Genomic DNA, 24,540 nt, shown 5'->3' on the forward strand with positions numbered 1-24,540 from the left:
CTCCATCCGCTCGGCGATCTTCATGGCCTCCTCGATCAGGGTCTCCACGATCTTCGACTCCGGGACGGTCTTGATGACCTCGCCCTTGACGAAGATCTGCCCCTTGCCGTTGCCGGAGGCGACCCCGAGGTCGGCCTCCCGCGCCTCCCCCGGACCGTTGACGACACAGCCCATCACCGCCACCCGCAGCGGCACGTCCATGCCGGTCAGACCGGCCGTGACCTCGTCGGCCAGCTTGTAGACGTCGACCTGGGCACGGCCGCAGGACGGACAGGAGACGATCTCCAGGCCGCGCTGCCGCAGGTTCAGCGACTCCAGGATCTGGATGCCGACCTTGATCTCCTCCACCGGCGGCGCCGACAGCGACACCCGGATGGTGTCGCCGATGCCCTGGGAGAGCAGCGCACCGAAGGCGACGGCCGACTTGATGGTGCCCTGGAAGGCCGGACCGGCCTCGGTGACCCCCAGGTGCAGCGGGTAGTCGCAGCTCGCGGCGAGCTGCCGGTAGGCCTCGACCATCACCACCGGGTCGTTGTGCTTGACGGAGATCTTGATGTCCCGGAAGTCGTGCTCCTCGAACAGCGACGCCTCCCACAGCGCCGACTCCACCAGCGCCTCCGGGGTGGCCCTGCCGTACTTCTGCAGCAGCCGCCGGTCCAGCGACCCGGCGTTGACCCCGATCCGGATCGGCGTGCCATGGTCGTTCGCCGCCTTGGCGATCTCCCTGACCTTGTCGTCGAACTGCTTGATGTTGCCCGGGTTGACCCGGACGGCCGCACAGCCCGCCTCGATCGCGGCGAACACGTACTTGGGCTGGAAGTGGATGTCCGCGATCACCGGGATCTGCGACTTGCGCGCGATGACCGCCAGCGCGTCCGCGTCGTCCTGCGTGGGACAGGCCACCCGCACGATCTGACAGCCCGACGCCGTCAACTCGGCGATCTGCTGCAACGTGGCACCGATGTCCGACGTACGGGTCGTCGTCATCGACTGCACCGACACCGGCGCGTCCCCGCCCACCGCCACGGACCCGACCTGGATCTGCCGGCTCTTGCGGCGCTCGGCGAGCTTGGTCGGAACGGACGGCATGCCGAGAGAAATCGCAGTCATCTGCTGTGCAACCCCAAGTCGTGGATCAAGGTCCGGCCCCGGTCAGCGGCGGGGGCTCCCAGGCTCCGAGATTACGGCACGGCCGCGCGCGCCAGCACATCCCACCCGTCAAACCCACTCAATGGAAGGTGGCCGGGCGGAAGACCCGCCCGGCCACCTCCGAACAGTGGGTGGCTAGGAGATCTTGACGGGGTTGACCACGTCGGCGATCAGGACCAGGACCGTGAAGCAGATGAAGACCCCCGCCACCACATAAGCCACCGGCATCAGCTTCGCCACGTCGAACGGCCCCGGGTCCGGGCGGCGCAGCAGCCTCGCCAGGTTCCGGCGCAGCGACTCCCACAGGGCACCCGCGATGTGGCCGCCGTCCAGCGGCAGCAGCGGGAGCATGTTGAACAGGAACAGGGAGAGGTTGAAGCCGGCGACCAGCATCAGGGCCATGGCCAGCTGCTGGGTGGGCGGGATGTCCAGGGTGAAGATCTCGCCGCCGACCCTGGCCGCGCCGACCACGCCCATCGGGGAGTCGGGCTGGCGGGGGGCACCGTCGAAGGCCGCGTTCCACAGGGCGGGGACCTTGCTGGGCAGGCTCGCGATGGAGTGGGCGGCCTCGCCGAGGCGGTCGCCCATCCAGGTCACCGACTGGCCGAAGTCCTGGCGGACGATGCCGTTGGCGGCACTGAAGCCGAGGAAGCCGGCGTTGACGTACTGCCCCTGCACGATCTGGCCGTGGGAGTCCTTCTTGGCGACCTGGTTGGTGGCGATCTTCGCGTGCAGGGTGACGTCCTGGCCGCCCCGGTCGACGACGATCGACACGTCCTTTCCGGGGTGGGCGCGGATGAGGTCGGAGAGCTGGTTCCAGTTGTCGGCCTTCACCCCGTTGAAGGAGACGATCTTGTCGCCGGCCTTCAGGCCCGCGGCCGCGGCCGGGGCGAGGGGATCGGTCTTCTTGCAGGTGTCGCGGTTCTCGCTCTGCGCGATGACGCACTGGGAGACCGAGCTGACGGTGGTCGTCTGCTGCGAGATGCCGAAGCCCATGAGGACGGTCAGGAACAGCACGAACGCGAGGATCAGGTTCATGAAGGGGCCCGCGAACATCACGATGACCCGCTTCCACGGGGCGCGCGTGTAGAACAGGCGCTTCTCGTCGCCGGGGCGCAGCTCCTCGAAGGCCGCCGAGCGGGCGTCCTCGATCATGCCGCGCCAGGGCGAGGTGGAGCGTGCGGTGATCCGGCCGTCGTCGCCCGGCGGGAACATGCCGATCATGCGGATGTAGCCGCCGAGCGGGATGGCCTTGATGCCGTACTCCGTCTCGCCCTTGTGCCGCGACCACAGGGTCGGGCCGAAGCCGACCATGTACTGCGGCACGCGGATGCCGAAGAGCTTGGCGGTGGACAGATGCCCCAGCTCGTGCCAGGCGATCGAGAACAGCAGGCCGACCACGAAGACGACTATGCCGAGGATCATCATCAGGGACGTCATGCACGCGCCTCCGCGGTCGCCGTCTGCGCTGTCAGTTCCCGGGCCCGGGCGCGGGCCCAGGTTTCCGCTTCGAGGACGTCCGGCACGGTGAGCGTGGTTCCCGTGCGGGGTGTGCCGTGCTCCTCGACCACTTGTGTCACGGTCTCCATGATTGCGTTGAAGGGCAGTGTGCCGCGCAGGAACGCGTCGACGCACTCCTCGTTCGCCGCGTTGAACACCGCCGGGGCGGTGCCGCCGAGCCGGCCCACGTGCCGGGCGAGCCCGACGGAGGGGAAGGCGTCGTTGTCGAGGGGGAAGAACTCCCAGGTCGACGCGGTGCTCCAGTCGAAGGCGGGCGCGGCGTCGGGGACGCGTTCGGGCCAGCCGAGGCCGATGGCGATGGGCCCGCGCATGTCGGGGGGCGTCGCCTGGGCGATCGTGGATCCGTCGGTGAACTCAACCATCGAGTGGACATACGACTGCGGGTGCACGACCACCTCAATGCGGTCGAAGGAAATGTCGTACAGCAGGTGCGCCTCGATGACCTCCAGGCCCTTGTTGACCAGGGTGGCGGAGTTGACCGTGATCACCGGGCCCATGGCCCAGGTGGGGTGGGCGAGCGCGTCCTCGACGGTGACGCTCGCGAGTTCTTCCTTGCTGCGGCCCCGGAAGGGCCCGCCGGAGGCGGTGACGACGAGCTTGCGCACATCGGCCCTCGTCCCGGCGGCCAGCGCCTGGAAGAGGGCGGCGTGCTCGGAGTCCACGGGGATGATCTGGCCCGGCTTGGCCAGCGCCTTGACCAGCGGGCCGCCGACGATGAGCGACTCCTTGTTGGCGAGCGCGAGAGTGCGGCCCGCCTCCAGGGCGGCGAGGGTCGGGGCGAGGCCGATGGAGCCGGTGATGCCGTTGAGGACGGTGTGACAGTCGGAGGCGGCGAGCTGGGTGGCCGCGTCCGGTCCGGCCAGGATCCCGGGGAGCGGCTCGGACGTCCCGTACTGCGCGGACAGCGCCTCGCGCAGCGCCGGTACGACGTCCTCGCGGGCCACCGCGACGGTCCGCGCCCGGAGCCGGTACGCCTGCTCGGCGAGGAGCCCGACCCGTCCGCCGTTGGCGGAGAGCCCGGTCACCCGGAAGCGGTCCGGGTTGCGCAGCACGAGGTCGATGGCCTGGGTGCCGATGGACCCGGTGGACCCGAGGACCACCACGTCCTTGGGCCCGTCCCCGGTGACGGGGTCGAAGACGAGATGCGGATCGGCAAGAGAGGCTGGACTGTCGCTCATCCCCCCATTGTGGCGGCAACGGCCACCGGGCAGGACAGGGCGTGCCCCCGGAAGGTGAGTCGGCGGGCCCGAGGATCGAGATATACTGGAGAGCAATTCGCATATATGGAGGTGCTGTCATGGCCAAGACCCTGATCGACATCGACGAGCAGCTGCTCGCGGACGCCGCCATAGCTTTCGGCACCAAGACGAAGAAGGACACCGTGACCGCGGCGCTCAAGGACGGTGTCGAACGCAAGAAGCGCGCCCTCGCACTGGCCCGCCTGGCCGCGCGCGCCGACGCGGGCGACTTCGACATGCTCCTGGACAAGGCGAACTACCGTCGATGACCGCTGCCGCTTACCTCATCGACACGAGCGCCCTGGTCCGGATCCTCAGGCCGCCGGCCCGCGCGCACTGGGAGAAACCCCTGGCGGAGGGCCTCATCGCCCGATGCCCGGTCACCGAGATCGAGTTCCTGTACAGCGCCCGGAACGCCGAGGACCGCGAGCAGCTGGTGGACGACCTGGATCTGCTGTTCGGCTGGGCGCCGCTGGACGACCGCGCGCTGACACGGGCGTGGAGCGTGCAGCAGGAACTCACCGCGAAGGGCTCGCACCGCTCGGCGGGCGCGGTCGACCTGCTGGTCGCCGCGACCGCCGAGCTCCAGGGACTCACCGTGCTGCACTACGACAACGACTTCGAGACCATCGCGTCCGTCACCGGTCAGCGAACCCAGTGGCTGGCGCCGCCGGGCAGCCTGTAGCCGGTCCTCACCGTCACCGGATCGGCCGGTGCACGTTCTCCCTCCTCGGCTCCCCGGGTGACGCGTCCGCGATCCACGGGCCGTCGTCCGACGGGTCGATGACGCCCTCCTCCAGCCAGGTGTAGGTGCCGCCGAGAACGCCCTTGACGACCTTGCGGTCCAGGTCGTCGGTGTTGGTCCACAGGCGGTCGAAGAGCTCGGCGACGCGGATGCGGGACTGGTGGCAGAAGGCGTCGGCGAGCTGGTAGGCCTCGCGGCCGTGGTCGCCCTGGGTGCGCAGGAGCTCGGCGCGGACGCATACCGCGCTCATCGCGAACAGTTCGGCGCCGATGTCGACGATCCGGCCGAGGAAGCCCTGCTTGGTCTCCATCCGGCCCTGCCAGCGGGACATGGCGTAGAAGGTGGAGCGGGCGAGCTTGCGGGCGTGGCGTTCGACGTAGCGCAGGTGGGGCGAGAGGTCGCGGTGGCCGGGCGGGTGGAACTCGGCGTACGAGCGCGGGAGCTGACCGGGGCCGGCGACCAGCTTCGGCAGCCACTTGGCGTAGAAGACGCCCGCGTTCGCGCCCGCCCTCGCCTTGTCCGACAGGGACTTGTCGGGGTCGATGAGGTCGCCGGCGACCGAGAGGTGTGCGTCGACGGCCTCGCGCGCGATCAGCAGGTGCATGATCTCGGTGGAGCCCTCGAAGATGCGGTTGATGCGCAGGTCGCGCAGCATCTGCTCGGCGGGGACCGCGCGTTCGCCGCGGGCGGCGAGGGACGCGGCCGTCTCGAAGCCGCGGCCGCCGCGGATCTGGACCAGTTCGTCGGCCATCTTCCAGGCCATCTCCGAGCCGTAGAGCTTGGCGAGGGCGGCCTCGATGCGGATGTCGTTGCGGTTCTCGTCGGCCATCTGGGAGGACAGGTCGAGCACCGCCTCCAGCGCGAAGGTGGTGGCCGCGATGAAGGAGATCTTGGAGCCGACCGCCTCGTGCAGCGCGACCGGCCTGCCCCACTGCTCGCGGGCCGCCGACCACTCTCGGGCGATCTTCAGGCACCACTTGCCCGCGCCCGCGCACATCGCGGGCAGGGAGAGCCGGCCGGTGTTGAGGGTGGTCAGGGCGATCTTCAGGCCCTGGCCCTCCTCTCCGATGCGGTGGGCGGCCGGGACGCGCACCCGGTGGAAGCGGGTGACGCCGTTCTCGATGCCGCGCAGGCCCATGAAGGCGTTGCGGTTCTCCACCGTGACGCCCTCGGAGGCGGCTTCGACGACGAAGGCGGTGATGCCGCCCCGGTGGCCCTCGGACTTCGGCACGCGCGCCATGACGACGAGGAGGTCGGCGACCACCCCGTTGGTCGTCCACAGCTTGATCCCGTCGAGGACGTAGTCGTCCCCGTCCGGGACCGCCGTGGTCGCCAGGCGCGCCGGGTCGGAGCCCACGTCCGGCTCGGTCAGCAGGAAGGCGGAGATGTCCGTGCGGGCGCAGCGTGGCAGGAAGGTGTCCTTCTGCTCCTGCGTGCCGAAGATCTTCAGCGGCTGCGGTACGCCGATCGACTGGTGCGCGGAGAGCAGCGCGCCGATCGCGGGGCTGGCGGAGCCGGCCAGGGCGAGCGCCTTGTTGTAGTAGACCTGGGTCAGGCCGAGGCCGCCGTACTTGGTGTCGATCTTCATGCCGAGCGCGCCGAGTTCCTTGAGGCCGGTGACGACCTCGTCCGGGATGCGCGCGTCGCGCTCGATCCGGGCGCCGTCGATCTTCGTCTCGCAGAAGTCGCGCAGCTTGGCGAGGAACTCCTCGCCGCGCTGGACGTCGTCGTCGGCCGGGAGCGGGTGCGGATGGATGAGGTCCAGCCGGAGGCGGCCGAGGAACAGCTCCTTGGCGAAGCTGGGCTTGCGCCAGTCCTGTTCCCGGGCGGCCTCCGCCACCTGGCGTGCCTCGCGCTCGGTGACGGTGGGCTTGTTGGACGTTGGTGCGGACATGAGGCTCACCTCGCCGCGAATAGGGATTGTGAGGGCGGTACGTTACCGACCGGTGCTACTGGATCGTATGTACCCGATACCGGGCGGACCCACCACCCCTCGCGCACGGACGCTCGCAGTCCACCGTTCTGTTTCGGTGCGGTGTCACCCAGCATCAGGGGGGCGCGGCGCGGCGACCAGTCGTGTGCTCCATTCGGATGGCTCTGCCGCCCTTGCCGCCGCCCTTGTCGCCGCCCCTGCCGTCCGAGGCCGTCGGAAGAAAACAGTCGAAGCGCTTCGACAGCCTATGGACACCCACTCCTGCTGCGGTTACTGTCGAACCACCCTCACCGCCCGATGTCAGCAACGCGCACTGTCGAAGCGCTTCACAAAGCTGGGAGAGCTGGATGGTCACCCTCGCCGAGGTCGCCCAGCACGCCGGAGTCTCGGCGAGCACGGTGAGCTACGTCCTCAGCGGCAAGCGGTCCATCTCCGCGAGCACCCGACGGCGGGTCGAGGAGAGCATCCGGGTGCTCGGCTACCACCCGAACGCGGGCGCCCGCGCCCTGGCGAGCAACCGGTCGAACATCATCGCCCTGATGGTCCCGCTGCGCACCGACATGTACGTACCGGTGATGATGGAGATCGCCATCGCCGTGGCGACCACCGCCCGCGCCCACGGCCACGACGTGCTGCTGCTCACCGGCGAGGAGGGCCCCGACGCCGTGCGCCGGGTCACCGGCAGCGGACTCGCCGACGCCATGATCCTGATGGACGTCGAGCTCGACGACGAGCGGCTGCCGCTGCTGCGCGCGACCGACCAGCCGTCCGTCCTGATCGGCCTGCCCGCCGACACCACCGGCCTGACCTGCGTCGACCTGGACTGGGGCGCGACGGGTGCGCTCTGCCTGGAGCACCTGGCGATGCTCGGGCACCGTGACATCGCTGTCATCGGCGAGGCGCCCGCGGTCTACGAGCGCCACACCGGCTTCGCCGAACGCACCCTCGACGGTCTGCGCTCCCGGGCCCGCGAGCTGGGCCTGCGGGCGCTGCACCGCCCGTGCGAGGGCGGCTACGACGCGATGGCGGCCACACTGTCCCGGATCCTCGACGAGCGCCCCGCCACCACGGGCTTCGTCGTGCAGAACGAGTCCGCCGTCGAACCCCTGCTCGCCCTGCTGCGCCAGCAGGGCCGGGCCGTGCCGGAGGACATGTCGGTGGTCGCGATCTGCCCCGACCAGGTGGCCGTCCAGGCCTCGGTGCGCCTGACCTCAGTGGGCATCCCCGCCCAGGAGATGGGCCGGCGCGCGGTCGAGCACCTGATGGCGAAGCTCGACGGGCGCGGCACGGACGAAGTGGTGCTCCTCCCGCCCGGGTTGACGGTCCGGGCGAGTTCGGGCCCGGCCCCCTCCCGCTCCTGACCACCCGCCCCACCCGGCGCCCGGCCCCGGGCACCCCCATGCCCTCCCGCGCCCCCCAGGACACCCCTGTCCGCACTCCTCCAAGGAGCACTCCGTGAACCAGCATGCCGAGACCCGCCCTCCGCACGGCACGGTCAGCCTCGCCCAGTCCTCCCCCACCGCCGGCACCTTCCGCGACCGGGACGGCGCGCTGGAGTGGAGCGGCCGCCAGGAGACCGTCCGCATCGAGCCGTGGGGCCCGGACGCGGTCCGGGTGCGCGCCCGGCTCGGCGGCCCGGTCCTGGACGGCCTGCCCGGCGCGCTCCTCCCGGACGCCCCGGCCACCGGGAGCACCGTCAGGGTCGAGAACGGCCGGGGGCGCCTGACCGTCGGCGCGCTCACGGTCGACGTGAACGCCGAGGGCCTGATCCGCTTCCTGCGCACGGACGACCTCTCCGAGCTGCTCGCCGAGGAACGCGCCCACTTCTGGTGGCCCGGCCCCCGCCTCTACACCGCCGTCGGCAACGGCCACCACCGCCTGGAGCAGCGCTTCTCCGCCTACGACGACGAGAAGCTGTACGGCCTCGGCCAGCACCAGCACGGCCGGCTCGACCAGAAGGGCCTGGTCCTGGACCTGGTCCAGCGCAACGCCGAGGTGACCATCCCCGTGCTCACCTCCAGCCGCGGCTACACCCTGCTGTGGAACAACCCGGCGATCGGCCGCGTGGAGCTGGCCGGCAACGGCACCCGCTGGGTGGCGGACTCCGCCCGCCAGATCGACTACTGGATCACCGCGGGCACCCCGGCCGACACCCAGCGCCGCTACAGCGCGGTGACCGGCCGCACGCCCATGCTGCCGGAGTGGGCGGCCGGCTTCTGGCAGTGCAAGCTGCGCTACCGCACCCAGGACGAACTCCTCGCCGTGGCGAGGGAGTACAAGCGCCGGAACCTGCCCGTCGACGCGATCGTCTGCGACTTCTTCCACTGGACGCACCTGGGCGAGTGGAGGTTCGACCCCAAGGAGTGGCCGGACCCGGCGGCGATGGTGCGCGAACTGGACGAGCTCGGCATCAAGCTGGTGGTGAGCGTCTGGCCCTCGGTGTCCCCGCTGTCGGAGAACCACCCGGTGATGGACCAGCGCGGCTACTTCATCGGCACCCAGTACGGCCCGATGGCACACGCGGACTGGCCGGACAAGGAGGTCGCCTCCACCGTCCAGGTGGCCTTCTACGACGCCACCAACCCCGACGCGCGCGCTTTCGTGTGGTCCAGGATCAAGGAGAACTACCTGGACCCGTACGGCATCACCGCCTTCTGGCTGGACGCCTGCGAGCCGGAGCTGAAACCGGGCTTCCCCGAGAACCTGCGCTACTGGGCGGGCCCCGGCCTGGAGGTCGGCAACCTCTACCCGGCCGAGAACTCCCGTGCCTTCGACGAGGGCCTGCGCGCCGCCGGCGTGGACGAGGTGATCACCCTCAACCGCTCGGCCTGGGCGGGCAGTCAGCGCCACGGCGCCGCCCTGTGGTCCGGTGACATCGGCACCGACTTCGCCACCCTGCGCCGCCAGATCGCGGCCGGCCTGAACACCGCCCTGTCCGGCATCCCCTGGTGGAACACCGACATCGGCGGCTTCCACGGCGGCGACCCGGACGACCCGGCGTACCGGGAGGTGCTGGTCCGCTGGTTCCAGTTCGGCGCGCTGTCGCCGCTGATGCGCCTGCACGGCTTCCGCGCCCCGGGCATGCCGCTGGGCCCGGAGATGACCGGCGGCCCCAACGAGGTCTGGTCCTACGGCGACGAGGCGTACCCGGTCCTGGAGAAGTACCTGCGGCTGCGCGAGCGCCTGAAGCCGTACGTCCTGGAGGTCATGCGGGAGGCCCACGAGGAGGGGCTGCCGGTGATGCGGCCGCTGTTCCTGGAGTTCCCCGGGGACCAGGCGGCGTGGACGGTGGACGACGCCTACCTCCTCGGCCGGGACCTGCTGGTGGCCCCGGTGCTGACGGCGGGCGCGACGGCCCGGACCACCCACCTCCCGGCGGGCGCCCGCTGGACGGACGCGTGGACGGGCCGGACGTACGAGGGCGGTACGGCCGTGACGGTCGACGCCCCTCTGGACCGCATCCCGCTGTTCCTGCGGGACGGGGCCGAGCTGCCGATCGCCGGGTAGCCCGGCCCGGACGCGGACGTGCGGCCGGTCCCGTAGGGGAGGGACCGGCCGCGCGCTCATGCGGACGCCAGGATCAACCGCCGCTGACGGTGAGGCTGTTGGTGGTGAAGTCCAGCCCGCCGGACGAGGACGTGATCTCGTAGCCGAACTGCACGTCCCCGATGGTCACGTTGCCGAACCAGCCCTTGGTGTCCTTGATCCACTTCAGGATCGGCAGGATGTTGACCGTGCCCGAGGTGGAGTTGGAGCTGCGGATGAACGAGAAGACCTCGTTCGAGCCGTTGTTGCCCTTGTACACGGTCCAGGTGGAGCCGCCGAGGGTGACGCTGCCCTGGGAGGTGCCGAGCGGGCCGACGGCTCCGGTCTTGTTGACCCAGAGCATGATCTCGTACTTGTAGGCGGTGTCCCAGATGTCGTACGACGTGTTGTACGCGCCGGAGGACGGCACGGTGACGTTGTAGTTGCTGGTGAGCGAGGAGAGCGAGGTGATCGGCTTGTTGATCACCTTCTTGGCGTTGGGGTAGGACTTGATGCCGCCGGTGTTGGGGTGGTTGGCCCAGACGCCCCAGTTGGTGCCGGAGTTGGCCCAGATGCACTGGCTGCCGGTGCCGGAGCCCCAGATGTTGTTGTAGAGGATGTAGCCGTTCAGCGTGGTGTTGCCCCACTGGTCGCAGGAGTTCCAGACGGCGGCCTGGGCGGGGGCGGAGGCGAGGCCGACGGTGGCGCCGAGCGCGAGGGCGGGGGCGAGCAGGGCCTTGGAGAGCCTGCTCAGGGTGCGTGCTGCCATGGGATTCCTTCCATGGGTGGGGGGAAGTACGGGGGGTTGTGCGGGAATCACCACGCCTCCAGTTCGAGGACGCGGTCTTCTCCGGCGACCAGGTCGAGCGGTCGGGCGCCGGAGGAAGTCCTCAGTTCGACGCGCAGGGTGCGGGTGGGGCGCAGGAGTGCCGTGGCCGTGCCGTTGCTCCAGGCGAGGTCGAGTCCGGCCCCGAACCGGGTGCGGACGCCGCGCAGTTCGCCCTCCGGGTACGCCGCCGGAAGCGCGGGGAGCAGGACCAGCCGGTCCGGAGTGGACCGCACCAGCATCTCGATCAGCACGGCGGGCAGGGTGTGCGCGGCGTCCGCGTTGTAGACGTCGCGGTTCGGGTAGTGGGCGCTCATCAGGGAGGCGTGGAAGAAGTCGCCGTCCAGCACGCCGGCGAGCGCCCGGGCGGCGCGCTCGCCGTCCCCGAGGCGGGCCGCGATCAGGGCGTGGTGGAGGTGGCCGTGGGCCGAGTCGTTCTCCGCGCCGCGCAGTACGAGGGCGCGGTGGGCGGCGGCGGCCAGGTCCGGGGTGTCGTGGGGGTCGATCTCGTCGAGCGGCCAGACGGCGTAGAGGTGGCTGAGGTGGCGGTGGTCGTAGGTGTCCTCCAGACCGGGCCACGCCCATTCGGCGAGGGCGCCGTCGGCGTTGATCCGGTGCGGCGGGAGGCGGTCGGCGAGGGCCTGCCAGCGCTCGGCCTCGGGCGTGCCGGGGTGGTACGCGGCGGCCGTGCGCAGGGCGTGCCGGGCGGCGGAGAGGTCCATGGCCGCGTTCAGCGCGCCCCAGCTCCCGTTCGCGGGACGGTTCTCGGGCGAGTAGGAGGGGACGACCACGAGGTGGCCGCGGGCGTCCGTGCGGGTGAGGAAGTCCTCGTAGAACCGGGCGGCCTCGGCGAGGGCGGCGGCGGTGCGCGGATCCTGTGCGCCGCGCGTCTCGTCGTGGTCGACGAGCGGCTTGAGGAGCCAGTCGGCGCCGGCGGTCCACAGGTGCAGGGGGTACTCACGGCTGAAGTGGTACGCGCGGCCGGACTCGCCGTCGGTGTGCGCGGGCGCGACGGCGCCCCGGGTGCCGAAGATCGCGCGGGCGTTCTCCCGCCAGTCGGGTAGCTGTGCCTGGACGAGCCGGGCAAGGGCCTCGCTGACCTCGGGGAGGTCGGCCGCGGCGGCGGAGGCGGTCTGGAGGTTGAGGTTGGCGTCGGTGGTGAACGCGCCGGACCAGGCCGTGTTCCAGTCGCCGGTCCACAGTCCGGTGAGCCGGGGCGGGAGGAGGCCGCTGGAGGAGAGCAGGTGGTGGCGGCCGGCCGCGAACAGCCGCTCCAGCAGGGCCGTGCTGCGGGGGCGCTTCAGCAACTCCGAGCCAGGCAGTGCGCGTTCGGCCGGATCGCCGTGCAGGTCGAGGGTGACGCGGTGGTAGGCGGTGCGGTGCGGGGGCAGATGGCGGTCGAGGAGGTCGTCGTACGTGCGCTCGGTGAGCAGGTCGCGCAGGGCCCGTGCCTCGGCGGTCGGGTCCGGCTCCCCGGTGTGCCGCCGCACCCGGGTGAGCAGCAGCACCGCGTCCGCGCCGGTGACGCGCACCCCGGGCGGGGCGAGCGCCGTGGTGCCGCCGGTGACGGCGATCAGGGTCACGCCGGTGTAGGCGCGGTCGCCGCCGGGGTAGCGGGCGCGCAGGCTCAGTACGGCGCCCTCGGCGGTCAGCAGCGCCCCGTGGTCGACGCCCAGGCCGGCCGGGGCTCCGGGCAGCCGGTGGTCCAGGCAGACGTCCAGCGTGAGGCCGGGCGCGGTGACGTGCTGGACGATCACGTCGTCGGCGCGGGAGACGAAGACACGGCTGCTCCAGTCCGCGCACGCGGCCGTGGTCTCGCCGGTGGAGAAGTCCACGCGGCGGCGGTAGGAGTGCCAGGTTCCGGACGGACGCCGCAGCCGGATCCGGAAGGCCGGGTGGAAGGGCTGCACCCACTGCAGCGGGCGGCCGTCCGTGAAGGACTCGGCGGCCGTGAGGTCACCGGCGAGCAACCGGTCCTGCACGGCGAGCAGTTCACCGGCGAGACGCGGGGGCCGGGCGTGTTCGCCGCCGTTGGGGCGTACGAGGGTGTGATGGGTGACGATGACACGGTCGCTGTTCGGATCACCGAACACGAGGGCGCCGTGGTGGCCGTTGCCGCTGAGGAAGGCGTCCTCCCAGCGGGCGGCCGGGAGCGGTTCCCAGGTTCCGTGCCGCAGTCCGCCGCTCATGGCTTCAGCACCGCCACTCCGTAACGTCCGAGCGTGGTGCGGCCGGTCACGGCCGCCCCGGTGAGCAGGTCCCGGTGGGTGCCCGGCACGTCGACGGTCACCGGCTCACGCCCGTGGTTGAGCAGGAACAGCAGCTCGCCGCGCCGGACGGCCTCGACCCTGGCGGGCAGTCCGTCCAGCGGCGGGTGGACTCCGGCGCCGGCGGCGACACGGGCGAGCAGGGCGCGCAGCGCCTCGGGCTCCGGGAGCGTGGAGACGTACCAGGCGCGGCCCCGGCGCAGCACGGCGGGCAGCCCGTCGAGCTCACCGCCCCGGTAGGGGACGGTCTCGTCGGCGGTGCCGGCGGCCTCGATCTCCTCCGACCACAGCGTCCCGCGCAGGCCGCCCTCGCACTCGACGGTCTCCCCCGGCTCCAGCGGCCACCACTCGTGCAGCGTGCGGATGCCGAACAGCCCGCGCAGCCGGGCGTCCATGCCGCCGGGGCGGACGCGGTCGTCCTCGTCGGCGATCCCGGTGAGGAAGCCGCACACGAGGGTGCCGCCGCCGGAGACGTAGGCCAGGAGGTTGTCGATCGCCGCGTCGGTGAGCAGGTAGAGCTGGGGGACGACGACGAGCCGGTACGCGGTGAGGTCGTGCTCGGGGTGGGCGAAGTCGGCGGTGAGGTGGGCCTCCCAGAGGGCGCGGTGCCAGGCGCGCAGTACGTCCGGGTAGCCGACGTGCGTGGAGGGGCGGCCGTCCTGGTCGGTGGCCCACCAGGAGTGCCAGTCGTGGAGGACGGCGACGCCGGCGGTGAGGCGCGTACCCGCCACCTCACCGCCGATCTCCCGCAGTTCGGCGCCGATCCGCTTGATCTCCTGGAACGTGCGGCCCCTCTCCCCCGCGTGGCCGACCATCCCGGAGTGGAACTTCTCCGCGCCCTGCCGGGACTGGCGCCACTGGAAGTAGCAGACGGCGTCGGCGCCGCGCGCCACCGCCTGCAGGGACCACAGGCGGCCCAGGCCGCGGGGCTTGGGCCGGTTGACGCCGCGCCAGTTGACGGGCCCGGCGGCCTGTTCCATGAGCATCCAGGGGCCGCGGGCCTGGGAGCGGGTGAGGTCCTGGACGAGGGCGCCGTACTGGGCGCCGAGGGGGTCGCGCGGGTCGGGGTAGAGGTCGACGGAGACGACGTCCTCCTCCTCGGCCCAGCGCCAGCCGTCCTGTCCGGACCACAGCGGCATGAAGTTGGTGGTCACCGGGGTGTGCGGGGTGTGCCGGCGGACGATGTCGCGCTCGGCGAGGCAGCACTCCAGGAGCGCGTCGGAGGTGAAGCGGCGGAAGTCCAGCACCTGGCCGGGGTTCTTCAGGTAGTGGGCGCGGCGCGGGGGCAGGATGCCGTCCCAGCTGTCGTAGCCCTGGCTCCAGAACGCCGTGCCCCAGGCGGTGTTGAGGGCGTCGAGGGTGCCGTACCTGTCGCGCAGCCAGCGGCGGAAGGCGGCCGCGGCCTCGTCGCCGTAGTCGTAGGTGCAGTACTCGTTGTTGATGTGCCACATCGTGAGGGCGGGGTGGCCGGCGTAACGGGCGGCCAGGTCCTCGGTGACGGCGGCGGCGTAGCGGCGGTAGGTGGCGCTGGAGTGCGAGAAGTGCTGGCGGCCGCCCCACCACTCGGTGCGGCCGTCCTCGTCGCGGGGCAGGGTGTCGGGGTGCAGCCGGCCCATCCAGGGCGGGGGCGAGGCGGTGGGGGTGGCCAGGACGACGCCGATGCCGCCCGTGTGCATCAGGTCCATGAGCCGGTCGAGCCATCCGAACTCGCGGGCTCCCGGGTGGGGTTCGAGTTTCGCCCAGGAGAAGACGCCGAGGGTGACGGAGTTGACGCCGGCGTCCTTCATCAGGCGTACGTCGTCGTACCAGGTCTCCTCGGGCCACTGCTCGGGGTTGTAGTCGCCGCCGAAGAGGATGCGACCATGAGTCATGCGCATGACATACCTCGGTTCCTGAATGTGCGGCCCGGGCCTCAGCCCTTCACCGCCCCCGTCAGCATCCCCTTCCTGAAGTGCTTCTGGACGAAGGGGGACAGCACCGCGACCGGCAGCAGAGCCATCACCATGACCGCCATCTGCACGGCGAGCCCGGACAGTTGTCCCGTCTTGATGGACTGGGCGAGTCCCACCGGCGCCTCCTGCTTCTGCACGAGCTGGATCATGACGTTCTGCAGCGGCAGCATGTTCTGGTCGTTGAGGTACAGCGACGCGTTGAACCACGCGCTCCAGTAACCGACGGCGTAGAACAGCGTGATCACCGCCAGCACCGCGCGGGACAGCGGCATGACGATCCGCCACAGGATGCGCAGGTCGCCGGCGCCGTCGATGCGGGCGCTGTCGATGAGTTCCGGCGAGATGCCCATGAAGAAGCCGCGCAGGACGAGGATGTTGAACACGCTCACCGCGCTGGGCAGGATCAGCGCGAGGTAGGTGTCGGTCAGGCCGAGGGTCTGCACCAGCAGGTAGGTCGGGATGAGACCGGCACTGAAGAACATCGTCGCCAGCAGCGTCATCAGGATCCAGCGGTGGCCGAGGGAACCGGTGCGGGACAGGCCGTAGGCGCACAGGACGGACACGGTCATCGAGAACAGCGTGCCGACCAGGGTGACCAGGATGCTGACGATCGCGGCGCGGGTGACCTGCCCGCCGCTGAGCAGTTCCTCGTAGGCGATGAAGGTGATGCCCTTGGGGACCATGACCAGGCCGCCGGCCTCGTCGATGGTCTTGCGGGAGGAGAGGCTGGTGACGACGACGATCCACAGCGGGAAGAGGATCGCGAGGCAGGCCAGGACGAGGACGAGCCCCTTGCCCGCCAGACCGGCCCCGGTGGGCTTCTCCTCCCACACCGGCCGGGGCGGGGCGGCCCACCGGCGCGGTCCCCGTACGGGCCTGTCGGTCACGGCGGTCACTTCTTGTACACCCCCTGCTCGCCCATGAGATGGGCCACCTTGTTCGCGGCGAGGACCAGTCCGAGGCTGACCACGCCCTTGATCAGTCCGGCGGCGGCCGCGTAGCCGAAGTCCTGGTTGCGGACGCCGTTCCACCACACGAAGGTGTCGAGGACCTCCGCGGCCCCCGGTCCGACGGCGTCGCGTTGCAGCAGGATCTGTTCGAAGCCGACGGTGAGGGCGTCGCCGACGCGCAGCACCAGCAGCAGCGCGATCACCGGGCGCAGCGCGGGCAGGGTGACGTGCCAGATGCGGCGCCACCGTCCCGCGCCGTCCATCGCGGCGGCCTCGTACAGGTCCGGGCTCACCGAGGTGAGCGCGGCGAGGAAGACGATGATCCCCCAGCCCGCGTCCTTCCACACGCTCTGCGCGGTGATGAGGAACTTGAAGGTGCTGGGGTCGGTCATGACGTCGAGGCCGTCGTAGCCGTGCTGCCGCAGCAGCTGGGAGAGCAGTCCGGCGCCGCCGAGCAGCTGCTGGAAGACGGCGATGACCAGCACCCAGGAGAAGAAGTGCGGCAGGTACAGGACGGCCTGCGCGACCGCCCGCACCCGGGGCCTGACCACGCTGTTGATGAGCAGCGCGAGCAGGATCGGGATGGGGAAGTACAGCACGAGCTGGAGGAAGAACAGCACCAGGGTGTTCTGCACGGCGTTCCAGAAGGCCGAGTCCGCGAAGATCGACCGGAAGTTCTCCAGGCCCACCCAGGGGCTGTGCAGGATGGAGACGACGCCGTTGTCGCTGATGTAGGGGTCGTAGTCCTGGAAGGCGACGATGTTGCCGAGGATCGGTACGTAGTTGAAGAGCAGGACGAGGACGAGCGCCGGGAGGGTCATCAGGAGCAGCACGCGGTCGCGTCCGAACCTGATCCGCAGGCTCAGCCGGCCGCCCCGGCGTCGCTCGTCGCGGGGTCCGGTGGCGCCGCCGGACGCCACCGGGGTCCTCGCCGTCGTGTCGGCCTCGGCCCCGTTCCGAGGCACCGTGCTGTGGGACACGGCCGTTCTCCTTGCCTCAGCGTCCGGGTCAGCCTGCCGCCGAGCCGTTCTCGTCGAGGATCTTCCGGTACCAGTCGCGCAGCTTGTCGCCGCCCTTCGTCCTCCAGTCGGAGACGGCCTGCTGCATGTCGCCGATCTTCTTGTGGCCGCGGACGATGTCGTCCTCCAGCTGCTCGAAGTCGTTGGACAGGTTGGTCCAGCGGGCGGGCTCGGTGATCTGCATGCCGTAGAAGGGGGACTTCCTGGTGAAGGCGCCCATCCGCTGCTGCCACTCGACCTGGGCCCGGGTGACGTCAGGGAAGTCGGGGTGGGCGAGGGTCGGGGCGGGGCTCGCGATCATGACGTAGGCGTTGATGACCTCGTTGTTGCCCTGGTCGGTCTTGACGGGGACCCCGTTCTTGAGGGTGTAGTGGGTGCCCTCGACGCCGTAGTTGGTGAGCATGTACTCCTTGGTGCCGTACGGGGCGGCGGTGACGTTGGCGAGGGCCAGCACATCGCGGACGACGGACTCGGATGCCTTCTTGCTGACGAAGGCGAAGATGTTGGCGGGCTGGGTGGCCCACAGGGTGGGGCTGCCGCCGTCGTGGCCGAAGACGTCCATGCCCGAGACCTTGAAGTCCGGGTTCTGGTTGGCCTGTTCGGCGGTCCGGCCGTACCACTGCGAGATGTCGTTGTTGTAGATCAGGAACTCGCCGGCGGCGAACTTGGGGCCCGGGTCGGTGGAGGCGCTCTTGCCCAGCTCGAAGTCGGGGTGGACGTATCCGGCGGCGAAGAGCTTGCGGGTCCACTCCAGCGCCTCCAGGTACTCCTGGGTCTCGACGCGGTTGACCAGCTTACCGTCGACGAGGCCCCAGCCGAGCGGCTTCTCGCTGCCGGAGAGCACCCCGAAGGCGTTGAACGCGGTCCACTTCATGTCGCCGCAGGCCCACCGCTTGGCACGGGCATTGGTGATCTCCTTGGCCAGGGCCATGAACTCGTCGGCGGAGCGCGGGACTTCGTACCCCTCCTTGTCGAAGAGGTCCTTGCGGTAGAGGGGCACGATGTTCGTGACGTAGGCCGCGGGCATCGGCAGGCCGCGCAGCTTGCCGCCGAAGATGGAGCGCTGCCAGGCGTCGGTGGGGACCGCCGCGAGGTTCGGGTACTCCTTGACCCCGTCCCCGGAGAGGTAGGGGCCCAGGTCGGCGAACTTGCTGATGATCGCGCTGGGTATCTTGCCGCCCATGTTCCAGCCGGGGATCACCACGACGTCCGGGATGCTGCTGGAGGCGAGGACCGCGCCGAGCTTCTGGTCGTAGGTGTTGCCGTCCTGGTTCTGCCAGACGACGTCGGCGCCGACGACGTCGTTCATCGCCCGGTAGTAGGGGTTGTCCTGCTTGGGCGGGGAGCCCCAGAACGGCGCCATGACGCTGACCTTGCCGCCCTTGCCCAGCTTCTTCGGTACGGAGGTCTTGAGGCCGGCGAGGTCGAGTCCGCGGGTGAAGCCGGCGGCGGAGCCGTTCCTGGCGGGGATGTCGGGTGCGACGACGTTGTTCGCCACGTAGGACGGCAGCAGCTTCTTGGCGTCCTTGCCCGAGGTGGTGCCGCCGCGCGAGCCGCCGCCGGATTCGCCGCAGGCGGTGAGCAGCGGCATCCCTCCGGCCACTGCTGCGGCGGCGACCGCCGTGGAGGCGAGGAGGCTTCTCCGGCTGGGGCCGGCGGAGGCGGCGTTCGGCGTCATTGCGTCAACCCTTCGTGGCGCACCAGGGCACCCGGCGGAGGAGCCGTCGGCTGCGGTGTCCTGATGTCTCGATGTCTCGAGCGGAACTGGCTGAGCTGAAGCGGTCCTCGGAGGAATGCCGGAGGAAGTCCGTCGCCGCTGGGGCGATTCCCTCCGTCGAAGCGCTTCGATGTTGCTGCGAGGTTAAGTGAACACCTGGGGGTGCACAAGAGCCGGATCCAAGATTCCTCCGAGGTGCGGAGAACCGGACGACTCTCCTACGAGCCTTGAGAAGTGGGCCGGAAGTCACGGTTGTTGCCCCGGGGTGTCTTGACACCCGACCCCGGACCGACTGAGCATCGAAGCGCTTCGAAAGAGGCCCGCCGTTCCATCGCAAGGGGACCCCGACGTGACCGTACGAACGCCTCGCACGCCACCGTTCCGCGATCCGCAGCTGCCGTTCGCGAAGCGCGTCGACGACCTGCTGGCACGACTGACCCCGGAGGAGAAGGTCTCCTTCCTGCACCAGTTCGCGCCCGCGGTGGAGCGGCTGGGCCTCGCCGCGTTCCGCACCGGCCAGGAGGCGCTGCACGGGGTGGCGTGGATGGGCCCGGCGACGGTGTTCCCGCAGGCCGTCGGGCTCGGCGCGACCTGGAACGACGACCTGGTGCGCCGGGTCGGCGAGGCGGTGTCCAAGGAGGCCCGGGCGATGCGCGCCCGCGACGACCGCGTGGGCCTCAACGTCTGGGCACCGGTGGTGAACCTGCTGCGCCACCCGCTGTGGGGCCGCAACGAGGAGGGCTACGCCGAGGACCCGAAGCTGACCTCGGCGATCGCCGTCGCCTACACCCGCGGCCTGCGCGGCGACCATCCGGTGTACTGGCGCACCGCCCCCGTCCTCAAGCACTGGCTGGCCCACAACAACGAGACCCGCCGGGACACCACGTCGTCCTCGGTGCGCCCGCGCGTCCTGCACGAGTACGACCTGCGCGCCTTCCGCGAGGCGGTCGAGGCGGGCGCGGTGGCCGGTGTGATGCCCGCCTACAACCTGGTCAACGGCCGCCCCAACCACGTCTCGCCCTACCTGCGCGAGCACCTGCGCACCTGGACCGACCAGGACCTGCTGGTCTGCTCGGACGCGGGCGCGCCCTCCAACCTGGTCGACTCCGAGCACTACTTCGCCACCCACGAGGAGGCCACGGCGGCCGCGCTGCTGGCCGGTGTGGACAGCTTCACCGACCACGGCACGGACCCGGCGAACACCGTGGCGCGCGTGCGGGGCGCCCTGGAGCAGGGACTGCTGACCGAGGCCGACGTCGACGCGGCCGTGCGCCGGCAGCTCTCGGTGCGCTTCCGGCTCGGCGAGTTCGACCCGGACCACGACCCGCACGCCGCGACCGGGGACTTCGACACCCCGGAGCACCGCGCGCTCGCCCGGGAGGCCGCCGAGCAGGCCGTCGTCCTGCTGCGGAACGACGGCCTGCTGCCCCTCGCCCCCGGCACCCGCGTCGCGGTGGTCGGCCTGCTCGCCGACGAGTGCAAACTCGACTGGTACAGCGGCACGTTGCTGCACCGCTCCACACCGCTGGAGGGCCTGTACGAGCGGTTCGGCGCCGAGCGCGTCGAGTTCGCGGAGGGCGTGGACCGGATACGGCTGCGCACGGCCGACGGCACCTTCCTGCACGTACCGCCCGCCGAGGCGGCGAGCGACCACGTACGCGGCGCCGAGGGCGCGTTGGACCCGGCCCTGCTGGCCGGCCGCACGGACCTGCCCCCGCTCACCACCGACGCCACCGGCACCGAACTCGCCCTGGTGGACTGGGGCGAGGGCGTCCTGACCCTGCGCGCCCCGGACGGCCGCCACCTCTCGGTGGCCGACGACGGCTACGTACGCGCCTCGGCCGACCAGCCCGGCGGCTGGGTCGTCCAGGAGACGTTCCGCCTCGAACCCCATGGCAGCGGTCACCTCCTGCGGCACCTCGGGACGGGGCGTCACGTCTGTGTCGCCGCGGACGGCGTGAAGGTTGCCGAGGAGGACCCCGCGGTCTTCGAACCGGTGGTGACCGAGCGCGGCGAGGAGGCGGTGGCCCGTGCGGCGGCCCGGGCCGACGTGGTGCTCGTCGTGGCGGGCAACGACCCGCACATAGGGGGCCGGGAGACGGCGGACCGTACGACCCTGCGGCTGCCGGAGCACCAGGAGCGGCTGCTGCGCGCCGCCCGCACCGCCAACCGCGACACGGCGCTGGTGCTGGTCTCGTCGTACCCGTACGCGATCGAGCCCGCGCACCTGCGGGCGGTGCTCTGGACCGCGCACGGCGGCCAGGCGGCGGGCACCGCGCTGGCCCGGGTGCTGGCCGGCGACGTCTCCCCCGCCGGCCGGCTCCCGCAGACCTGGTACGAGGACGACTCCGACCTGCCGGACCTGCTCGACTACGACGTCATCGGCAGCCGCCAGACCTACCTGTACTTCGAGGGCACCCCGCTGTTCCCCTTCGGGCACGGGCTGTCGTACACGTCGTTCGGCTACGGCGACCTGGCGGTCCGGCTCGACGAGGACGTGGTGCGGGTGTCCTTCACGGTCACCAACACCGGGCGGGTCACCGCCGACGAGGTCGCCCAGCTCTACACCCGCGCCGTGAACCCGTCGGTCCCGCGCCCGCGCCGCGAGCTGGCGGCCCACCGCAGGATCACCCTCGCCCCCGGCGAAAAGGCGGACCTGACCTTCGAAGTCCCGCTCTCCGCACTTGAGTTCTGGGACGTGTCCCGGGGCCGGTGGCGGCTGGAGCCGGGCCCGTACGACCTCCTCGTCGGCACCTCCAGCGAGGACGTCCGCCTCCGCGCGACCCTCACCCTCGACGGCGAGCCGGGCGCACCGCGCCCGGTCCGGGAACACGGCCTGAACGCGGCCGACTTCGACGAGCAGTCGGGCATCGAGATCGTCGACCGGACGAGGACGACGGGTGACGCGGTGGCACCGGCACCGGACAGGACCGGCGAACTGCTCTACCGGGACTGCGACTTCGGCACCGGTGTGACGAGGGTGAGCGTGGAGGTGGCGGGCGAGGGCACGGTCGGACTCTCCCTCGACGGCGGCCCGTCGCTCACCGAGCTCACTCTGCGCACCCCCACGTCGGGGCCGTACGACTACACCACGCTCACCGCCGAGCTCACCGCCGACGGCGTGCACGACGTGCACCTCAGGCTGCGCGGCCCGCTGCGACTCGCGCGGGTCGGCTTCACCGGTTGAGGATCCGGACACGCTCCGTACGGCTCGTCACGTGTCGCCCGGTCCGCCGGGAACGATCAGCCCGGACTCGTAGGCGAGCACCACCAGTTGCGCCCGGTCCCGCGCTCCCAGTTTGCCCATGATGCGGCTCACGTGGGTCTTCGCGGTCAGCGGGGAGAGGACGAGGGCGTCGGCGACCTCCCTGTTGTTCAGGCCGCGGGCGACCAGCACCAGGACCTCGCGCTCGCGGGGGGAGAGCTCGCCCAGGGCCTCCGGCCGGCCCGGCGCGGGTACGGCGCCCGGGTGTGTCCTGACGACCCGCTCGATGAGGCGGGCGGTGGGGCCGGGCGAGAGCAGGGCCTCGCCGGCCGCGACGGTGCGGATGGCGTCGAGCAGGTCCCGGGGCCTGGTGTCCTTCACCAGGAAGCCGGAGGCCCCGGCGCGCAGGGCGTCGATGACGTGCTCGTCGGTGTCGTACGTGGTGAGGACGAGGACCTTCACGCCGGCGAGGTCCTCGTCGGCGGCGATCCGCCGGGTCGCCTCGATGCCGTCGAGCTCGGGCATGCGGATGTCCATCACGACCACGTCGGCCCGTGCGGTGCGGGCGAGTTCGACGGCTTCCCCGCCGTGGGCGGCCTCGCCCACGACCTCCATGTGCGGGGTGGCGTCGATGAGCATCGCGAAGGCGGAGCGTACGAGGTGCTGGTCGTCGGCCAGCACCACCCGGATGGTCTCCGTCATGGGCCTCTTCTCCTGGGGCGGGATTCCTGCGGCGGGATCCGGGTCATGGTGCGACTTCCGTGCGGGGCGCGGCCTCCGCGCAGGGCAGGACCGCGCGGACCGCGAAGCCCGGGCCGTCGGCCCGCGGTCCGGCCGCCACCGTGCCGCCGACACTGCGGGCCCGCTCCCGCATACCGATGAGGCCGTGGCCGGGCGGCCGGCCGGTGGCCGCGCCGTCCGCGGGTGAGCCGTCCGCGGGCGAGCCGTCGTCCACGATGTCCACCAGCAGCGCCGCCGACGCCTCGTCCAGTGCGACGGAGACCCGGATGCCGACCTCGGGCCCGCCGTGCTGCACCGCGTTGGTCAGCCCCTGCTGGACGATGCGGTACGCCGCCGCGCCGACCGCCGGCGGCACCTCGCCGTCGGCCGAGACGGACAGGGACACCGTGGCCCCCGCCGACTCGGCCGCCCTGCCGAGGCCGGCCAGTGAACCGAGACCCGGCGGCGGTCCGCCGTCCTCCTCCGCCCGCAGCACCTCCAGCGTCCGTTTCAGCTCGCGCCGGGCCTCCCGGCAGGTGTCGGCGATGCCCTCCAGCGCCTGGGACAGGGTGGCGCGGTCGAGCCGCTCCGGATCGGCGTTCAGCACGTGCGCGGCCACGGAGGTCCGCACGCCGATGAGGGTGATGCTGTGGGCGAGGAGGTCGTGCAGGTCGCGGGCGATGCGCAGCCGTTCCTCCGCGACCCGGCGGGCGGCCGTCTCCTCGCGCGTCCGCTCGGCCCGCTCCGCCCGCTCCACGATGGCGCCCACGTAGTTGCGGTGCACCCGTACCGCCTCGCCGAGCAGGGTGCAGGCCAGGATCCAGCCGGAGGTGCGGATCAGCTCCAGCCCGTCATGCACACTCACGGTCAGCATCATCGTCAGCGCGACCGCCAGCAGGCTCGGGACGACGATGAACGTGCGGCGGCGCGGACCGGCCACCGCCAGCGAGTAGAGGATGACCATGGAGGCCACCACCGGTGTCACAGGGGCGTTGCCCAGCGAGTGGTAGGCGAGCTGGAGGGGCACCAGCACCAGCAGCACCCCCAGCGGGTACAGCCGGCGCCACGCCGTGAGCAGCACCATGGCCGCCACCAGCACCCAGCCCAGGGCGTCGGTCACCTTCCCGTCGCCCTGCGGGAGGAAGGCCGGCGGCACCGTCAGCGCGCCGACGACGGCGGTGGTCAGCCAGTCCCGCCGCGCCGGCCGCTTCCACCGGCGCCGCCCCGGGTGCACTCCTACGGTCGACACGTCCTTCATCCTCCCCGATCGCCGCGGCTTTCCGGGCCCGGACGAGCCCGGAAAGCCGCTCTCCGCCGCCCGGCGGCCCCGGTTCGTACGGTCAGCGCAGCGCCGCCGGTTCCTGCACCGGCGGAGCCGGCCGGTCCTCCCGCGCGGGCGGTTCCTTGGACAGCGGCCCGGGCCACCACACCTTGCGGCCCAGCGCCACACTGGCCGAGGTGACCAGGTAGGTCCGTACGAGGAAGGTGTCCAGCAGCACGCCCACCGCGATCACGAAGCCCAGCTCCACCAGCATCACCAGCGGCATGTTGGCCAGCACCGAGAAGGTCGCCGCCAGCACCAGTCCCGCCGAGGCGATGACGCCGCCGGTGGCGCGCAGCGCCTTGAGCGCCGCGGCCTCGGGAGCCAGGCCGGACAGCGACTCCTCCCGCATCCGGTGCATCAGGAAGATGCCGTAGTCGACGCCGAGCGCCACCAGGAAGACGAAGGACAGCAGCGGCAGGGCCGGGTCGTTGCCCTCGATGCCGAGGACC

The 24,540-nt window shown here is 71.5% G+C and carries 18 protein-coding genes; 5 read left to right on the forward strand and 13 right to left on the reverse strand.

The features are described from left to right. The 3 genes from ispG to dxr form a co-directional block, all read right to left on the reverse strand. Positions 1-1,110, reverse strand: a 1,110-nt coding sequence (gene ispG / locus RH94_RS02250) for a flavodoxin-dependent (E)-4-hydroxy-3-methylbut-2-enyl-diphosphate synthase (protein WP_073946019.1), incomplete at its 3' end; no start/stop codon positions are given. Between the two features lie 174 nt (positions 1,111-1,284). Continuing rightward, complete coding sequence (locus RH94_RS02255) at positions 1,285-2,577, reverse strand: M50 family metallopeptidase (RefSeq protein WP_199880845.1); 1,293 nt, start codon at positions 2,575-2,577, stop codon at positions 1,285-1,287. A gap of 8 nt (positions 2,578-2,585) precedes the next feature. Then, entirely contained in the window at positions 2,586-3,848 is a 1,263-nt protein-coding gene (gene dxr / locus RH94_RS02260; protein ID WP_073946000.1) for a 1-deoxy-D-xylulose-5-phosphate reductoisomerase, read from the reverse strand. Between the two features lie 119 nt (positions 3,849-3,967). On the opposite strand from dxr, the gene RH94_RS02265 reads away from it, so the two are divergent. After that, entirely contained in the window at positions 3,968-4,177 is a 210-nt protein-coding gene (locus tag RH94_RS02265; RefSeq protein WP_073946001.1) for a type II toxin-antitoxin system VapB family antitoxin, read from the forward strand. Continuing rightward, complete coding sequence (locus RH94_RS02270) at positions 4,174-4,593, forward strand: PIN domain nuclease (RefSeq protein WP_073946002.1); 420 nt, start codon at positions 4,174-4,176, stop codon at positions 4,591-4,593. The genes RH94_RS02265 and RH94_RS02270 overlap by 4 nt, the downstream gene beginning before the upstream one ends. Positions 4,594-4,606: 13 nt before the next feature. On the opposite strand, the gene RH94_RS02275 is transcribed toward RH94_RS02270, so the two are convergent. Beyond that, positions 4,607-6,547, reverse strand: coding sequence for an acyl-CoA dehydrogenase family protein (locus RH94_RS02275; protein WP_073946003.1), 1,941 nt, complete (start codon positions 6,545-6,547; stop codon positions 4,607-4,609). Positions 6,548-6,933: 386 nt separating this feature from the next. Between RH94_RS02275 and RH94_RS02280 the strand changes: the two genes are divergently transcribed. Both RH94_RS02280 and RH94_RS02285 read left to right on the forward strand, forming a co-directional pair. Then, complete coding sequence (locus RH94_RS02280; RefSeq protein WP_073946004.1) at positions 6,934-7,947, forward strand: LacI family DNA-binding transcriptional regulator; 1,014 nt, start codon at positions 6,934-6,936, stop codon at positions 7,945-7,947. 94 nt (positions 7,948-8,041) lie between these two features. Then, on the forward strand, positions 8,042-10,093 hold the full coding sequence (locus RH94_RS02285; protein ID WP_073946005.1) for a glycoside hydrolase family 31 protein: 2,052 nt from the start codon (positions 8,042-8,044) through the stop codon (positions 10,091-10,093). Positions 10,094-10,166: 73 nt separating this feature from the next. Here RH94_RS02285 and RH94_RS02290 read toward each other — a convergent pair whose 3' ends face one another. Genes RH94_RS02290 through RH94_RS02315 form a run of 6 tightly spaced genes read right to left on the reverse strand, consistent with a single transcriptional unit; the run spans position 10,167 to position 18,803 of the window. Then, positions 10,167-10,880, reverse strand: a complete 714-nt coding sequence (locus RH94_RS02290) for a glycoside hydrolase family 12 protein (RefSeq protein WP_073946006.1) — start codon at positions 10,878-10,880, stop codon at positions 10,167-10,169. A gap of 47 nt (positions 10,881-10,927) precedes the next feature. Next, positions 10,928-13,126, reverse strand: coding sequence for a glycosyl hydrolase family 95 catalytic domain-containing protein (locus RH94_RS02295; RefSeq protein WP_073946007.1), 2,199 nt, complete (start codon positions 13,124-13,126; stop codon positions 10,928-10,930). Further along, positions 13,123-15,075, reverse strand: a complete 1,953-nt coding sequence (locus tag RH94_RS02300) for a beta-galactosidase (protein WP_234425475.1) — start codon at positions 15,073-15,075, stop codon at positions 13,123-13,125. Before RH94_RS02300 ends, RH94_RS02295 begins: the two co-directional genes overlap by 4 nt. A gap of 41 nt (positions 15,076-15,116) precedes the next feature. Beyond that, positions 15,117-16,052: a carbohydrate ABC transporter permease gene (locus tag RH94_RS02305; RefSeq protein ID WP_073946009.1), complete on the reverse strand. Its 936-nt coding sequence runs from the start codon at positions 16,050-16,052 to the stop codon at positions 15,117-15,119. Beyond that, positions 16,049-17,086, reverse strand: coding sequence for an ABC transporter permease (locus RH94_RS02310; RefSeq protein WP_073946010.1), 1,038 nt, complete (start codon positions 17,084-17,086; stop codon positions 16,049-16,051). The genes RH94_RS02305 and RH94_RS02310 overlap by 4 nt, the downstream gene beginning before the upstream one ends. 28 nt (positions 17,087-17,114) lie before the next feature. Beyond that, complete coding sequence (locus tag RH94_RS02315) at positions 17,115-18,803, reverse strand: extracellular solute-binding protein (protein ID WP_073946011.1); 1,689 nt, start codon at positions 18,801-18,803, stop codon at positions 17,115-17,117. 388 nt (positions 18,804-19,191) lie between these two features. Here RH94_RS02315 and RH94_RS02320 point away from each other — a divergent pair, with 388 nt between their 5' ends. Then, positions 19,192-22,029 (forward strand): glycoside hydrolase family 3 protein, encoded by a 2,838-nt coding sequence (locus RH94_RS02320; RefSeq protein ID WP_073946012.1) that lies wholly within the window; start codon positions 19,192-19,194, stop codon positions 22,027-22,029. A 27-nt stretch (positions 22,030-22,056) separates the two neighbouring features. On the opposite strand, the gene RH94_RS02325 is transcribed toward RH94_RS02320, so the two are convergent. The 3 genes from RH94_RS02325 to RH94_RS41995 all read right to left on the reverse strand — a co-directional run. Further along, a complete protein-coding gene (locus RH94_RS02325; RefSeq protein ID WP_073946013.1) occupies positions 22,057-22,749 on the reverse strand; it encodes a response regulator transcription factor in 693 nt (230 codons plus the stop codon). A 43-nt stretch (positions 22,750-22,792) separates the two neighbouring features. Then, positions 22,793-24,025 carry a sensor histidine kinase gene (locus tag RH94_RS02330; RefSeq protein WP_073946014.1) on the reverse strand — a complete coding sequence of 411 codons (1,233 nt, stop codon included), beginning with the start codon at positions 24,023-24,025 and terminating at the stop codon, positions 22,793-22,795. An 82-nt stretch (positions 24,026-24,107) separates the two neighbouring features. Next, the coding region (locus RH94_RS41995; RefSeq protein WP_234425476.1) for an MMPL family transporter at positions 24,108-24,540 on the reverse strand (433 nt) is incomplete at its 5' end.

This window comes from Streptomyces kebangsaanensis, from assembly GCF_001906585.1.
Classification (GTDB): Bacteria; Actinomycetota; Actinomycetes; order Streptomycetales; family Streptomycetaceae; genus Streptomyces; species Streptomyces kebangsaanensis.